At 69.4% G+C, this 14,413-nt stretch carries 11 protein-coding genes; 1 reads left to right on the top strand and 10 read right to left on the bottom strand.

Annotation, left to right across the window (positions count from 1 at the left end; translation table 11 throughout):
* Positions 1-83 precede the first annotated feature (83 nt).
* Complete coding sequence (locus B9B60_RS01360) at positions 84-1,055, top strand: zinc-binding dehydrogenase (RefSeq protein WP_084449510.1); 972 nt, start codon at positions 84-86, stop codon at positions 1,053-1,055.
* A 4-nt stretch (positions 1,056-1,059) separates the two neighbouring features.
* On the opposite strand, the gene B9B60_RS01355 is transcribed toward B9B60_RS01360, so the two are convergent.
* From B9B60_RS01355 to B9B60_RS01310, 10 genes are all read right to left on the bottom strand, one after another.
* Positions 1,060-1,905: a GNAT family N-acetyltransferase gene (locus B9B60_RS01355; protein WP_084449509.1), complete on the bottom strand. Its 846-nt coding sequence runs from the start codon at positions 1,903-1,905 to the stop codon at positions 1,060-1,062.
* A gap of 16 nt (positions 1,906-1,921) precedes the next feature.
* Entirely contained in the window at positions 1,922-3,079 is a 1,158-nt protein-coding gene (ispG, locus tag B9B60_RS01350; protein WP_084449508.1) for a flavodoxin-dependent (E)-4-hydroxy-3-methylbut-2-enyl-diphosphate synthase, read from the bottom strand.
* Positions 3,080-3,207: 128 nt separating this feature from the next.
* A complete protein-coding gene (locus tag B9B60_RS01345) occupies positions 3,208-4,533 on the bottom strand; it encodes a M50 family metallopeptidase (RefSeq protein WP_084449507.1) in 1,326 nt (441 codons plus the stop codon).
* Between the two features lie 12 nt (positions 4,534-4,545).
* The gene (dxr, locus tag B9B60_RS01340) at positions 4,546-5,715 is read right to left on the bottom strand and encodes a 1-deoxy-D-xylulose-5-phosphate reductoisomerase (protein WP_084449506.1); all 1,170 of its coding nucleotides are present in this window, start codon (positions 5,713-5,715) and stop codon (positions 4,546-4,548) included.
* Positions 5,712-6,206, bottom strand: coding sequence for an acyl-CoA thioesterase (locus B9B60_RS01335; RefSeq protein WP_234993686.1), 495 nt, complete (start codon positions 6,204-6,206; stop codon positions 5,712-5,714). Before B9B60_RS01335 ends, dxr begins: the two co-directional genes overlap by 4 nt.
* Positions 6,207-6,327: 121 nt before the next feature.
* Positions 6,328-6,651, bottom strand: coding sequence for a barstar family protein (locus B9B60_RS01330; RefSeq protein WP_084449505.1), 324 nt, complete (start codon positions 6,649-6,651; stop codon positions 6,328-6,330).
* Positions 6,648-7,139: a guanyl-specific ribonuclease gene (locus B9B60_RS01325; RefSeq protein ID WP_084449504.1), complete on the bottom strand. Its 492-nt coding sequence runs from the start codon at positions 7,137-7,139 to the stop codon at positions 6,648-6,650. Before B9B60_RS01325 ends, B9B60_RS01330 begins: the two co-directional genes overlap by 4 nt.
* A 2-nt stretch (positions 7,140-7,141) precedes the next feature.
* Entirely contained in the window at positions 7,142-8,605 is a 1,464-nt protein-coding gene (locus B9B60_RS01320; RefSeq protein WP_084449503.1) for an NAD-dependent succinate-semialdehyde dehydrogenase, read from the bottom strand.
* Positions 8,606-8,910: 305 nt separating this feature from the next.
* A complete protein-coding gene (locus tag B9B60_RS01315) occupies positions 8,911-9,255 on the bottom strand; it encodes a hypothetical protein (protein ID WP_084449502.1) in 345 nt (114 codons plus the stop codon).
* A complete protein-coding gene (locus B9B60_RS01310) occupies positions 9,252-14,261 on the bottom strand; it encodes an RHS repeat-associated core domain-containing protein (RefSeq protein WP_143445380.1) in 5,010 nt (1,669 codons plus the stop codon). The genes B9B60_RS01315 and B9B60_RS01310 overlap by 4 nt, the downstream gene beginning before the upstream one ends.
* Between the last annotated feature and the right edge of the window lie 152 nt (positions 14,262-14,413).

Here is a 14,413-nt window from a genome sequence, read left to right as displayed (position 1 = left end):
TGTTCGGGAACAGTCGGTGATGCCCACGCTAGTGCCCGGTGGCAGAGTAGGGCGCATCGTCCCCGATCGAAGGGAGCGCACCGATGCGCGCCGTGTACGCCGAGAGCATCAACAGCAAGGACCCGCTGGCCGGGCTCGTCGTCGGGGAGCGCCCCGACCCACAGGCGCCGGAGGACTGGGCTCGAGTCACCGTCAAGGCCGCCGCGCTCAACCACCACGACGTGTGGTCGCTGCGGGGTCAGGGGCTCAAGGCCGACGCGCTGCCGATGATCCTCGGCTGCGATGCCGCGGGCCTTGACGAGGAGGGCAACGAGGTCGTCGTCCACGCCGTGATCAACGACCCCGGCTTCACCGGCGCCGACGAGACGACCGACCCGCGACGCTCGCTGCTCTCCGAGCGCTACCAGGGCACCTTCGCCGAGACCGTGGTCGTCCCCCGGCGCAACCTCGTGCCCAAGCCCGAGGGGTTGAGCATGGTCGAGGCGGCCTGCCTGCCGACCGCGTGGCTCACGGCCTACCGCATGCTCTTCGTCCGGGGTGGCCTGCGTCCCGGCGAGTCGGTACTCGTCCAGGGCGTCGGCGGCGGCGTCTCGACCGCGCTCATCACCCTGGCGCGGGCCGCCGGCCTGCGGGTCTACGCGACCTCGCGCAGCGAGGACAAGCGGGCGCGGGCCCTCGAGATCGGCGCGCACGAGGTCTTCGCGTCCGGCGAACGCCTGCCGGTCAAGGCCGACGCCGTCATGGAGACCGTCGGGCGCGCCACGTGGGAGCACTCGGTGCGCTCCCTTCGACCCGGCGGCCGGATCGTCATCTCGGGCACGACGAGCGGCCCGCAGGTCGACGACGCGATGCTCACCCACGTCTTCTTCCTCCAGCTGAGCGTCATCGGCTCGACGATGGGCACCCGCGACGAGCTCGACGCTCTCGTGCAGCTGCTGCACTCGACCGGCACGCGCCCGCTCGTCCACGCCGAGCTCCCGCTGGAGCGGGCGCGTGAGGGCTTCGAGCAGATGGTCGCGGGCGACCAGGTCGGCAAGATCGTCTTCACCCTCTGAGGCTCTAGAAGAGGATCGTCGAAAAGGTCCCGAGCCGCTCCATGCCGATGCGCCGGTAGGTCGCGAGCGCCGGCGCGTTGAAGTCGTTGACGTAGAGCGTGGCGAAGGGGGCGTGGTCGAGCATCGCCTGCTCGAGCGTCGACGCCATGAAGCCGGCGGCCAGGCCTTGCCCGCGCAGCTCGGGCGCGACCCAGACCCCCTGGATCTGCATCGCTCCGAGCCCGACTGAGCCGACGTCGGCCTTGAAGATCACCCGACCGCGCTCGATGACGACATAGGTGCGCCCGGCGCGGATGAGCCGCCAGATCGAGTCGCGGTAGAAGGAGGGGTTGCCGGTGTAGGGCCGGTAGCCGATCTCGGCGGTGAACATGTGTTCGGCGGCGGGCAGGACGAGGTCGACCTCGTCGACGGTCGCCGGGCGTACGCGGGGGTCGAGCGGCACCCCGAGCTGCGACGGCGGCGTGTGCGTGCCCATGAGCGGCTGCTCGGCCCGCACCGCCCGGGGCCTGGGGAAGTCGTGCTGGGTCGCCCCCCACAGGCCGGCGACCTCGGTGCGCGGCCCGAGGAAGGAGGCGCAGCGTCGGCGCACCTTGCGCACCTGCGCCGCCAGGTGGCTCCAGCTCGCGTCGGAGGTGCCGACGGGCACGACATTGGCGATGGTCCACACGAGCCCCTCGAGCCGGCCGTCCTCGAACCACCCGTAGGCGGCGGTCGACCCGGCGCCCAGCCCCCCGTCGAGGATCCGGCTCGCGACGAAGACATTGGCCGCGGGGTCGCGGGCGCACAGGTCGAGGGCGGCATCGACGTCGTCGACGCCGAGCAGCCGGGTGGGGTTGCGGGTCCGCAGCACCCCGCCAGCCTACGGCTCAGCCGACCGTGACGGTGGCCCCCGCGTCCTCGCCGTCGACGGGCTCGCCCATCTCCTCGGCGATGCGCAGGGCCTCCTCGATGAGCGTCTCGACGATCTGGCTCTCGGGGACGGTCTTGATGACCTCGCCCTTGACGAAGATCTGGCCCTTGCCGTTGCCCGAGGCGACCCCGAGGTCGGCCTCGCGGGCCTCGCCGGGGCCGTTGACGACGCAGCCCATGACGGCGACGCGAAGGGGGACAGTCATCCCGTCGAGCCCGGCGGTGACCTCGTCGGCGAGCTTGTAGACGTCGACCTGGGCGCGGCCGCAGCTCGGGCAGGAGACGATCTCGAGCTTGCGCGGACGCAGGCCGAGCGACTGCAGGATCTGCTGGCCGACCTTGATCTCCTCGACCGGCGGGGCCGAGAGGGAGACGCGGATGGTGTCGCCGATCCCCTTCGACAGCAGGGCGCCGAAGGCCGTCGCCGACTTGATCGTGCCCTGGAAGGCGGGGCCGGCCTCGGTGACACCGAGGTGCAGCGGCCAGTCGCCGGCCTCGGCGAGCAGCTCGTAGGCCCGGACCATGGTCACGGGGTCGTTGTGCTTGACCGAGATCTTGAAGTCGTGGAAGTCGTGCTCCTCGAAGAGGCTGGCCTCCCAGACGGCCGACTCGACGAGCGCCTCGGGCGTGGCCTTGCCGTACTTCTCGAGCAGTCGCTTGTCGAGGCTGCCGGCATTGACGCCGATGCGGATCGAGGTGCCGTGGTCCTTGGCCGCCTTGGCGATCTCCTTGACCTGGTCGTCGAACTTGCGGATGTTGCCGGGGTTGACCCGGACCGCGGCGCAGCCGGCCTCGATCGCCTGGAAGACGTACTTGGGCTGGAAGTGGATGTCGGCGATGACCGGGATCTGGCTGTGCTGGGCGATCTCGGCGAGCGCGTCGGCGTCGTCCTGGCTCGGGCAGGCCACGCGCACGATGTCGCAGCCGGCGGCGGTGAGCTCGGCGATCTGCTGCAGCGTGGTGTTGACGTCGGAGGTGAGCGTCGTCGTCATCGACTGCACCGAGATCGGCGACTCACTACCGACGCCGACCGACCCCACCTTGATCTGCCGGGTCTGGCGACGGGGCGCGAGCACGGGGGCCGGGGCCTTGGGCATACCGAGGGAGACGCTCATGCACCCATTATGCGACCTCGATGCTGGATGTCCGCTGTGGCCCTGGCTTCGAAGCACCCCCACCGGTGGTCTGGGTCCCACGTTCCGCGTGGGCGGTGCGAGGGCGCCCCGCGCCCGAGCCTCGAGACCTAGGTCAGCTTCACCGGCTTGACGATGTCGGCGTAGACGAGCAGCAGGGTCATGCCGATGAAGGCGAGGGCGACGACATAGGCCAGTGGCAGCGCCTTGGCGACGTCGACCGGGCCGGGGTCGGGCAGGCCCCGCAGCTTCGCCCACCCCTTCTTGACCGCCTCCCACAGGGCGCCGGCCACGTGGCCGCCGTCGAGCGGGAGCAGGGGCACGGTGTTGAAGGCGAAGAGCACGAGGTTGAGCGAGCCGAGCAGGCTGAGCAGCAGGATCGCCTTGTCGCTCGTGTCGCCGAAGATGTCGGAGCTGGCCACCTCACCGGCGACCCGGCCCACGCCGACGACCGACATCGGCCCCTCGGGGTCGCGCTCACCGCTGCCGAAGGCCGCCTCCGCGACGCCGACGAGCTTTTGCGGGATGCGCACGAGCAGGCTGTAGGTCTGGCCGAGCTGCTCGGCGAAGAGCCCGGGCACGGCGGTGATCGGTTGCTGCTGCATCTCCTGGCTGCCGGTGGCGCCGAGGAAGCCGGCGCGCTCGGTGCGCACCTGCCCGGTCGCGTCGGTCTCGGCGCGGCCGTTGTCGTCGTAGACCGGCATGTCGAGCACGATCGGGTCGGCCTCGAGGGTGCGAGTCGAGCCGTCGCGGTCGACGGTCATCGTCAGGGGCTTGTCGAGGTTGGCGCGGATCTCGGTGCGCACGTCGGTCCACGTCGAGACCTGCGTGCCGTTGATCGAGGTGATCGTGTCGCCGGGCCTGAGCCCGGCCTCGTTGGCCGGGGCGACGGGCATGTCGTCGGTGCACTCGGTCGCGGCGGTCTGGCCCATCTCCTTGATGTCGACGCACTCGTTGACCGCCGAGACGGTCGTCGTCGTCACGGCCAGGCCGTTCATCGTCCAGATGCCGCTGAGGACGACGAGGGCGATGAGCAGGTTCATCACCGGGCCGCCCATCATGATGACGATCCGCTTCCAGATCGGCAGCTGGTAGAACATCCGGCCCTCGTCCTCGGGGCGGACCTCCTCGAAGCTCTGCTGCCGGGCCTCGTCGACGAGCTGGCTCATCCGCCCGGTGCTCGTGGTGCGCACCCGCCCGTCCTTGGCCGGCGGGAACATCCCGATCATCCGGATGTAGCCGCCCAGGGGGATCGCCTTGATGCCGTACTCGGTCTCACCGCGGCGGCGCGACCAGACCGTCGGGCCGAAGCCGACCATGTACTGCGGCACCCGCAGGCCGAACTTCTTGGCCGGAACCAGGTGGCCGATCTCGTGCAACGCGATCGACAGCGCGATGCCGATGACGGCAAGCAGGACCCCCAGCAGATAGAGCATGCCCCGATCGTCTCACGCGGTCCTGAGCAGCCCGGCCGCCTCGTCGCGAGCCCAGGCGTCCGCCGCGAGCACGCCCTCGACCGTGTGCGCGTCGAAGCGCGCGTCGTCGTGCCGCTGCAGCACCTGCTCGATCGTGTCGACGATGTCGGTGAAGCGCGCCGCCCCGTCGTGGAAGGCGTCGACGCCGACCTCGTTGGCCGCGTTGTAGACGGCCGGGTGCGTCCCGCCGGCGGCGCCGACCTGCTGGGCGAGCCGCACCGCCGGGAAGGCCTCGTCGTCGAGCGGCTCGAAGCGCCAGTCCTGCGCCTGCGTCCAGTCGACGGGCGTCTCGACGTCGGTGAGCCGCTCCGGCCACGACAGCCCGAGCGCGATGGGCGCGAGCATCGTCGGCAACCCGAGCTGGGCGATGACGGCCCCGTCATGGAACTCGACCATCGAGTGGATGATCTGCTGCGGGTGGACGACGGCCTCGATGCGCTCCATCGGCACGTCGAAGAGCAGGTGCGCCTCGATGAGCTCGAGCCCCTTGTTGACGAGCGTCGCGCTGTTGGTCGTGATGACCCGCCCCATCGCGAAGTTCGGGTGCTTGAGCGCCGCCTGCGGAGTCACCTCGCGCAGCGCGTCGCGGTCCATTCCGCGGAAGGGCCCGCCGCTCGCGGTGACGACGAGCTTGCGCACCTCGTCGGCGCGGCCGGAGCGCAGCGCCTGGGCGATCGCGGAGTGCTCGGAGTCGACGGGCACGATCTGGTCGGGCGCGGCGGTGTCCTTGACGATCGGGCCGCCGATGATCAGCGACTCCTTGTTGGCCAGCGCCAGGCGGGCGCCGGAGCGCAGCGCCGCCAGCGTCGGCCGCAGCCCGATGGCGCCGGTGATGCCGTTGAGCACGACGTCGGTCGGTGCGCCGGCGGCGATCGTCGCGGCCCCCTCCCCCACGACCACCTCGGGCGCATACCCTGGGTCACCGGCCGCGGCGGCGATGGCTGCGGTCAGCTCCTCACGGGTGCCGGCAGCAGCCGCGACGAGCGAAGGGCGATGACGTGCCGCCTGCTCGGCGAGCAGCCCCGTGTTGGCACCGCCGGCGAGCACCTCCACCGCGAAGCGCTCGGGATGTGCCTCGATGACCTGCAGGCCCTGCGTGCCGATGGACCCGGTGGAGCCGAGCAGGGTGACGCGCGTGCTCACGCGCTCTCCTCCCGACGGCTGGACTCGATGGCCTCGCGGCGGGCGAGCCGGTTGGCCCGGCGGATCTCGGCCTCACGGAATCGCCGCTGCTCCTCGGGCGTCTCGATGCTCAGCTCGGGGACCTGACGGGTCCCCCCTTCGACATCGACGGCGACGAAGACGAGGTAGGCGCTCGCGACGTGGACGCGGTCGGTGACGGCGTCCCAGCGGTCGACCTCGGCCCGCACGCCGACCTCCATCGACGAGGTGCCGGCCCAGTTGACCTGGGCGCTCACGTGGAGCACGTCGCCGACGCGCACGGGGTTGAGGAAGGCCATCTCGTCCATCGCCGCCGTGACGGCCGGCCCCTGCGCGAAGCGGTTGGCCGAGACGCCGGCGGTGTCGTCGACCATCTTCATGATGTTGCCGCCGTGCACATTGCCCAGGAGGTTGGCCTCGGCCTGGGACATGACGCGGGAGAGGGTGATGCGGGTGTCGGTGGGTGTCGTCACCGCGCCATCATCCCCCACGTTGGTCGAGGTGCGAGGCCGCCCGCGGCCGAGCCTCGAGACCCGGCGAGCGGTCTCGAGGGCCTCGCTGGCGCTCGGCCACCTCGACCAGCGGAAGGACCCCTCAGCGATCGGCCACCACGATGCTCAGGTCCGGGTACTCGTCGTCGAGGTCACCGAGCACGTCGAGCACGCCCGGGTCGGCGCCGCCGTGGCCCGGGCGCCACACGAGCGTCCAGGGCCCCTCGTGCCGGTCGGCGACGTCGCGCAGACAGTCCATGAGGGCGTCGAGGTTGCGCCCGAAGTGCTCGGGCAGCACGAGCGCCTCGGCGAAGCGGTCGTAGGTCTCCTCCCGCCCGGACCCGCCGTCGACGAGGTGGACGTGGTCGGTGCCGGTGACCGCGCGGGCGAGCAGCCCGTCGACCCCCGCGGCCTCGATGTGGATCACTGCCCCTCCTCGATCTGGGCGAAGCTCGCGTAGTGGTCGTCCGTGTAGTAGCGGTCGCCGTCCTGCCCCCCGACGATCCGCCGCGCGCCGCGGTCGTCCTCGCCGGGCGTCGGCACCGTGTACTCGCGGTAGTAGCCCTGCGACTGGTCGGGCAGGATCCCCTCGCGGTTGCCGAAGGTGATGCCGTCGCGGTCGTAGGGGAAGGGGCCGTCGGAGCGGATCAGCTCGAGCGTCTCCCGGCCCTCCGGCGGCAGCTGCGACTCGGCGATCGTGTCCAGCCCGGATTCGGGCGTGGAGCCCGACTCCGTTGTGCCCGAAGGGGGTTCCCCCGCCTCGGTCTGCGAGGTCGCCGACGTCGCGGCGGAGGTGGTCGACCCGCCGGGCGAGGAGTCGCCCCCGGTGCCGCCGGTGATGACGATCCAGGCGGCGAGCAGGATCAGCAGGACTCCCCCGGCGAGCTGCAGCCGGGTGCGCCAGGTCTTCGACACGGTCAGAGCGCCAGGCCGACGTACTTGGTCTCGAGGTACTCCTCGATGCCCTCGAATCCCCCTTCGCGGCCGAAGCCGGAGTGCTTGACCCCGCCGAAGGGGGCCGAGGGGTTGGAGACGATGCCCTGGTTGATCCCGACCATGCCGAACTCGAGCGCCTCGGCGACCCGGATGGTGCGAGAGGTGTTCTCGGTGAAGACGTAGGCGACGAGGCCGTACTCGGTGGAGTTGGCCAGGCGCACGGCCTCCTCCTCGGTGCTGAAGGTCGTGATCGGGGCGACCGGGCCGAAGATCTCCTCGGTGAGCACGCGGGCGCTCGCCGGGACGTCGGTGAGGACGGTCGGTGGGTAGAACCAGCCCTTGCCCGAGGGCACCTCGCCGCCGACGAGGGCGCGGGCGCCCTGCGAGACCGCGTCGTCGACGAGCTCGGCGACGCCGGTGCGCGCCTTCTCGGTGATGAGCGGGCCGACGTCGACCCCCTTCGTCGTGCCCTTGCCCATGGTCAGGGCGCCCATGCGGTCGGCCAGGGCCGCGGCGAAGTCGGCGGCGACCGACTCGTGGACGATGAAGCGGTTGGCGGCGGTGCAGGCCTCGCCGATGTTGCGCATCTTGGCGAGCATCGCGCCCTCGACGGCGCGCTCGAGGTCGGCGTCCTCGAAGACGACGAAGGGGGCATTGCCCCCGAGCTCCATCGAGGTGCGCAGCAGCTGCTCGGAGGACTGCTCGACGAGCTTCTTGCCGACGGGGGTGGAGCCGGTGAAGGTCAGCTTGCGCAGGCGCGGGTCGCGGATGATCGGCTCGCTCACCTCGCCGGAGGAGGTCGTCGGCACGACGTTGAGCACGCCGGCGGGCAGGCCGACCTCCTCGAGGAGGCGGGCCAGGGCGAGCATCGTCAGCGGCGTCTCGTGGGCCGGCTTGACGACGGTGGTGCAGCCGGCGGCGATCGCGGGGCCGATCTTGCGGGTGCCCATGGCGAGCGGGAAGTTCCACGGCGTGATGGCGAAGACCGGCCCGACGGGCTGCTTCATCGTCATCAGGCGGGTGCCGCCGCTCGGGGCGACGGCGTAGCGGCCGTGGATGCGCACGGCCTCCTCGGCAAACCAGCGGAAGAACTCGCCGCCGTAGGTCACCTCGCCGCGCGCCTCGGCCAGGGGCTTGCCCATCTCGAGGGTCATGAGCATGGCGAAGGTGTCGGCCCGCTCGGTGATGAGCTCGAAGGCCGAGCGCAGGATCTCCGAGCGCACCCGCGGGTCGGTCGCGGCCCACTCGGCCTGCGCGGCGACGGCCGCGTCGAGCGCCGCCTTGCCGTCGGCGACGGTCGCGTCGGCGACCTCGACGAGGGTCTTGCCCGTCGCCGGGTCGCTCACGGCGAAGGTGGCGCCGTCACCGGCGTCGCGCCACTGCCCCCCGATGTAGAGCTGGGTGGGGGCGTACTCGAGGGCTGACTTCTGCGTCACGGCTGCCATGGGGGCTACGGTACGGCGTGCTCTGAGCATGCAGTGCCCTTCGTGAAGCGAATCAGGACCCCGGCCAACCTTCGATGTGTGGGACCTCTTCCACGGGGGAGCGCGCAGTCCCGAAGATTGTCCCGGGGCACCGACTGCAGGCGCGGAGCCGACCTGGCTGCCTGGCTACCGACTGTCACCTATCCGTGCAGCAGTCCCCTAGACGACGGGAGCGGATGCGACCGGCGGCTCCCGTGCTGTGGCCGACGTTGCCGCCAAGAGCAGCGTTGCCATGGCAGTGACGAGTAGGAGCAGAAGGGCGAAGGTTAGCTATCGGCGGTTCCCGGATCAGTCAACATCTCGAGGATGCGCGCCGCCAAGGATCGACAGCGAACCAAGACCGGGTCGCGCAGGAACTCTTCCACACGGCCGTCAGCCCGTACGGAGCCGACGAGTGTGTCAAGTTCACGGAGAAGGCCGTCAGGCCCGTCGCCGTAGACGGGGCCTTTTGCCATTGCGATCGCCAATCCGCTGTCGTCGAAAAGCCTCTCCACACATTCGTCGAACGAGGACATCTCAGTCAGCGAGTGTCCCGCCCAGACCCGTTCTTGGTATTCGGCGTCCGCTAGCTCGCGGAGTGCGTCCACGATGACGTCGCCGTCGCCGTTCACGGTCCGAACACCTCAGGCACGAAGCGGAAGTTGCTGAGCGGAATATGGGCCTCGGGAACCTTCGCCGACGGAAGCTCATTCCCGTACTGATCAAGCGGCCGACCATTCCGCTGCCATCTGACGTAGGGCGCCTGTGAGTTGGGGAAAGGACTGTTCGGGTTGCCTTGCATCACCCGGACGGAGTTGCCCGCGTTGGTGGGATCTCTGTACAGCACGCCGCCCGAAGATTTGGTACCGGTGATGCGCCAGCCTTCCGGAATCCCTACCGGTTTGATTCGCGTGCCCGCTGCGGGCACCAGACCACGGCCTGACAAGCCGACATCGGCCTTTGCTGCACCGGACACACCTCGGCCAAGCTTGCTGCCCGGAACGAAACCGATGGCGATCTCGGCGCATTCTTCTTGGGTGAAGCCGTCCTGGCTCATGTCGGCGATGTCGATCGCCATCAGGAACTGCCCGTAGATCGGTGTCATGTAGGCGACACCCATGATGACTGCCATCGTCATCTGCTCGCCCCGAGTCCGGACCTCTGGGACGTAGGTCTCGGTGTAGTGGCGGCCGGCGCCGGTGTACTTGTCGCCGGAATAGGTGCTGCCCCACACCGAGGGCAGACCCGACCCTCCGCGGGTGTCGTACCGCACCGTCTTGTCATAGACGTCGCGCACGACGTTCTCGTTACCGAAGGACCACCCGTTGCTGGTCAGGCGACAGTTCATGCACGCCACGTCGTCAGTGCCCCCGATGGGCCGCAACCCCGAGGGGTCGGCGTCGGTCAAGGGCCTGCCGCCGACGTACTGGTAGGGGTTGACGCTCGGGGCGGGTGGGCCGAGGGTGATCGGGTCGGGAGCGTAGAACGCCCCGGTACCGAGGTAGTCGCGGGCGCGCAGGTGGACCGTGCCGGTGAAGGTGTCGGTGTACTCGCCGGTGTACCCCAGCTGCGTGGCAACTCGTGCGGTGGCCTTGCTCGGGGTCTCTTGCCGCCCGAAGCCTTGATAGTCGTGGCGGTAGGCGACGGCCCCGTCGGTCTTGAGGGCCTCGCGGACCGAGCCCTGCCGGTCGGTGACGAACCACGAACGCCCGTACGCCCCCGAGGGATGCGTCGAGGAGATCGGCGCACCCGTGGGGTCGTACCGGTAGGTGCGGGTCGGCTCACCACCCGAGGGACCCTGCTGCGCCAGCATCGGCAACGGGTTGTTGTTGTCCCACGCCAGCGTCGTGCTCGACCCACCGCGGGTGACCCCGACCCGGTTACCGAACGCGTTGTATTGGTAGCTGGCCTGCCACGGCTCGTTCTTGACCATCCGACCCAACGGGTCGAACTCGACGTCACCATCAGCGTTACCGATCGGGTACCCGTCCGCGTCGAACACCGCGGTCGGGGCAGCAGGCTCGCTCCCGGTGGCCGCGTCCCAGATCTTGACCGGCTGGTCCGCGTCGTCGTACGCCACCCGCGCGTCGACACCGTTGCCGTACTTGATCCGGGTGATCCCCGAGGTCGCGTTGTACGTGTACTCGTCGACATCCGTGGCCGAGGTGCAGCCACTGGCGTTGTGGCACTCCTTGATCAACCGGTCGTCCAGATCGTGGTTGTAGCTGGTCTGGGTGACCTTCGTGCCCCGCGAGATCGTCTCCCGGTAGGGGTTGCCCGTGGTGTCGTAGGTGTACTGGTACCGGCTGACCAGCGCCCCGGCCCTGGTGGTGTGCACGTCGGTGGTGGCCCCGACCTGGTTGTACGCGCGCGTCTGCGACAGGCCGCTGCCCGCGGGGTAGGTGATGCTCGTCAGGTGGTCATCGCGGTCGTACCCGAACGTGGTCGTCTCGGTGTTGCTCTTCGACGAGGTGACCCGCCCGTCGGTGTCGAACCCGAACTCGACGCTCCCGTGGTTGGGCAGGGTCCGCGAGGCCACCGCGCCCCACGGGCTGTAGGTGTACGCGAACGCGCCCATCGGGGAAGCCACCCCAGTCAGTTGGTGGCCCGCGTCATAGGTCATCGTCGTGGTGCCCGTGGCATCGACGACCTTGGTCAGATCTCCCCCGGGCGAGTACGACCAGGTCGAGGACGAGTCCGCGCTGCTGGTGGTCACCGACGTGCGCAGACCCCGCGGGTCGTAGCTCGCGCGGATGGTGTACTCGTCCATCCTCGCGCCGCCGTCGGCGTGCCCACGCGCCGTGACCGTCTTGACCAGCAGCCCTTCCTCGTCATACGTGAAGGTCTCCTTGCGGCCCAACGGGTCGGTGCTGGAGGTGACCTCCCCCCGCGGGGAATGGGTGTAGGTCGTGGACTTGCCCCGCCCATTGGTCAGCTTCGACACGTTGCCCACGTCGTCATACGTCCACGACGTCACCGCGCCCGACGGGGTCGTGACCGTCACCGCGCGACCCAGACCGTCATACGTCCACGACGTCTTCCCACCCCGCGCGCTGGTGCGCGTACGCACCCGGTTCTCACCGTCATAGCTGGCCCGGGTCGCCCGGCCCAACGCGTTCGTGCTGGTGATCACATTGCCCGCCGCGTCACGCTCGAACGAGGTCACGTAGTCATCGGCCGTCGCGGTCGCGGTCCCACGCGGCGACGTGACCGACTCCACCAGGCCGTTCGCGTCATACGCGTACGCCGTGACAGACGAACCCGACGGGGAAGCCGTCCTCGTCACATTGCCGTCCGCGTCATACGTCGACGTGCGCGCCCCCAGGCCGGGCTCCTTCACCCCGACCTGACGCCCGTTGACGTCATAGCTGTACTCGCTCACCCGCGACAACGCGTCCGTGACCTTCGTCAGCTGCCCATCCCCGTCATAGGCCATGGACGTCACGCGCCCGTCAGGGTCGGTCACCCTCGTCGCCCCGCCCCACCCGTCGCGCACATAGCTCGTGACCGCACCCGTGGGATCGGTCTGCTTGACCATCCGGCCCCGCGAGTCGTACAGGTACGTCCACCTGTAGTCGGCCGCGTTCGCGCCCGCCGCGTTGCCGCGGGCCGTGACCTTCGACGTCATCAGGTTCCGCGCGTCGTACCCATACGTCGTCTTTGCGCCCGCGGCATCGGTGACAGCCGTCAGGTTTCCCCGGGAGTCATACACAAAGGACTCGACATTGCCGCCCGCGTCCGTCGTCTTCGTCACCCGGTCCAAGCCATCGCGCTCCAACACATGGCTGGTCAGCACGGCCCCGGTCGCCGAGGCCGTCTGCGACGACGACACACGACCGTCCACGTCATACGTCAACGTGGTCTTCGCGCCATCGGTGGCCGTGACCGTGGCCAGATTCCCCGCCGCGTCATAGGTCAACCGCTTCGTGAAGTCATCCGGGTCAGCGGCACCCACCGATCGGGGGTCGGCCACACTCGCCACCCGCCCCGCCGCATCGTGGGTGTACGTGGTCACCTGACCGCCGGGCGCGGTCATCGTCACCACCTGCCCCACCGCGTCATACGTCAGGCGAGTCACCCCACCCCCAGCAGCAGTCACCGTGGCCGGCAACCCAAGTGCAGTCCACGAGTACTTCGTCACCTCCCCCTTCGGTGAGGTCACCGACGCCAACCGGTGACCCGAGTAGGACATCGTGGTCTTGTTCCCGCGATAGTCCGTACGCGAGGTGACCTGGTCCTTCGCGTTGTACGTCAACGTCTGCACCGCGCTCGAGTCGCCCGGGGCCGTACGCGTGAGCACATTGCCCCGCGCATCAAAGGTCTGCCGCACCTGCGTCGGCCCGCCGGCATCGATCACCGTGCGGTTGAGGTCCTGGTCGTACTGAAAGCTCTCGACATTGCCCGCCGGGTCCTTCCGGCTCATCAACACCCGACCGGAGTACGTGTCCACCCACCTCCCGCCCGCGGGATCCGTGACCGTCGCGACATCACCCGTGGCATCCCACGCCAACGTCCACGTCTTACCCGCACCATCAACCTGCCGCGTCACCCGCCCCGAACCGTCGTACGTGTTCTCCACCAACACCCGCCCACTGGGCGCAGTCACACGATCCAAACGACCAGACCCGTCATACCGATACGACGTCGTCTTGCCCCGCACATCCGTCACCGACGTCAACCGACCCGAGGTGTACCCGTACGAAACCTCACGCCCATCCCACGTACGCGCCCTGGTCACCACACCACCGGAGACAGTGAAGGTCACCGCACGACCCACAGCATCCGTCACCTTCGACACCACACCACCACTGGAGGTGACCGTGACACCCACCCCATCCGCGTCCGTGACCCTCTGCAGATCACCCGCCGACGAAAAGTGGTGCTCCACACCCCCCGGAAGACGCAACACAAACCCCGACGACGACTGCGACAACACCCCCGACGCACCCGGCGGCGTCACCCACGAAGCCCCATCCTTCACAAACCGCGTGACCGTGCCATCCGGAGCACGCCACACCACCTCCGACGCCGACACCACCAGAGCAGACCCATACAGCCACGACCAGCCCCTACCAAACCCCACATCCACGCTCGACGACGACGCATACGAACGCGCCACCCCACCCGCAACCCCCGCACCCACACCCGGCACATCAACAAAACTCTCGAAAAACGCCCCCGTAGCCGTATTCACCGGATCCAACGCATAACCCTGCACATCCGGACACGAACACGGACCCGACTGCTCCACCGGCACCACCGGAAGCCGAGCATCCTGCGACGTCACCGCCCGATACCGCGGACTACGCCACGTCGTCACATCCCCATCCGGCATCGACCGCAACGACAACGAGACGTAGTACTCACGCCCCCGCACCGGACTCCACCCCGAGTTCGACGAATCCGAATCAAACACATGCCGCCACGTCGACGAAGACGTCGGCAACGGATCGAAAAACAGCTCCACCACATCATCAGGACGCGACACATCCACCGCATACGCCTCCACCATCCACGGCAACCCACCCGGCGACGTCGACGACCCCAAATCCACCACCACCGACATATCACCCCAATACGCCGACGACCCCCCAGGAAACTTCTGGTCATACGACCACGACACCGACGGCGCATCCACACGCCCAACCACCCCAGGAACAACCCCCGAGGACACCCCCACACCCGAACCCGACGCCCCCGCCGGCACCACCACCCCCACCACAACAGCAACCACCACAACCACAGCCACCAACCAACGCCGCACCACCACACGCCTCCCCAGGCACACGC

Origin of the sequence: Janibacter indicus (genome assembly GCF_900176385.1) — a bacterium.
In the GTDB taxonomy this organism is placed as follows: Bacteria; Actinomycetota; Actinomycetes; order Actinomycetales; family Dermatophilaceae; genus Janibacter; species Janibacter indicus.
The sequence above is the reverse complement of the archived record's forward strand: the minus strand, read 5'-3'. Positions and strand labels throughout refer to the sequence as shown.

Coding starts and splice junctions, on each gene's coding strand:
- B9B60_RS01345 (WP_084449507.1), bottom strand. CDS start 4,533: ATGCTCTATCTGCTGGGGGTCCTGCTTGCCGTCATCGGCATCGCGCTG.
- ispG (WP_084449508.1), bottom strand. CDS start 3,079: ATGAGCGTCTCCCTCGGTATGCCCAAGGCCCCGGCCCCCGTGCTCGCG.
- B9B60_RS01360 (WP_084449510.1), top strand. CDS start 84: ATGCGCGCCGTGTACGCCGAGAGCATCAACAGCAAGGACCCGCTGGCC.
- B9B60_RS01320 (WP_084449503.1), bottom strand. CDS start 8,605: ATGGCAGCCGTGACGCAGAAGTCAGCCCTCGAGTACGCCCCCACCCAG.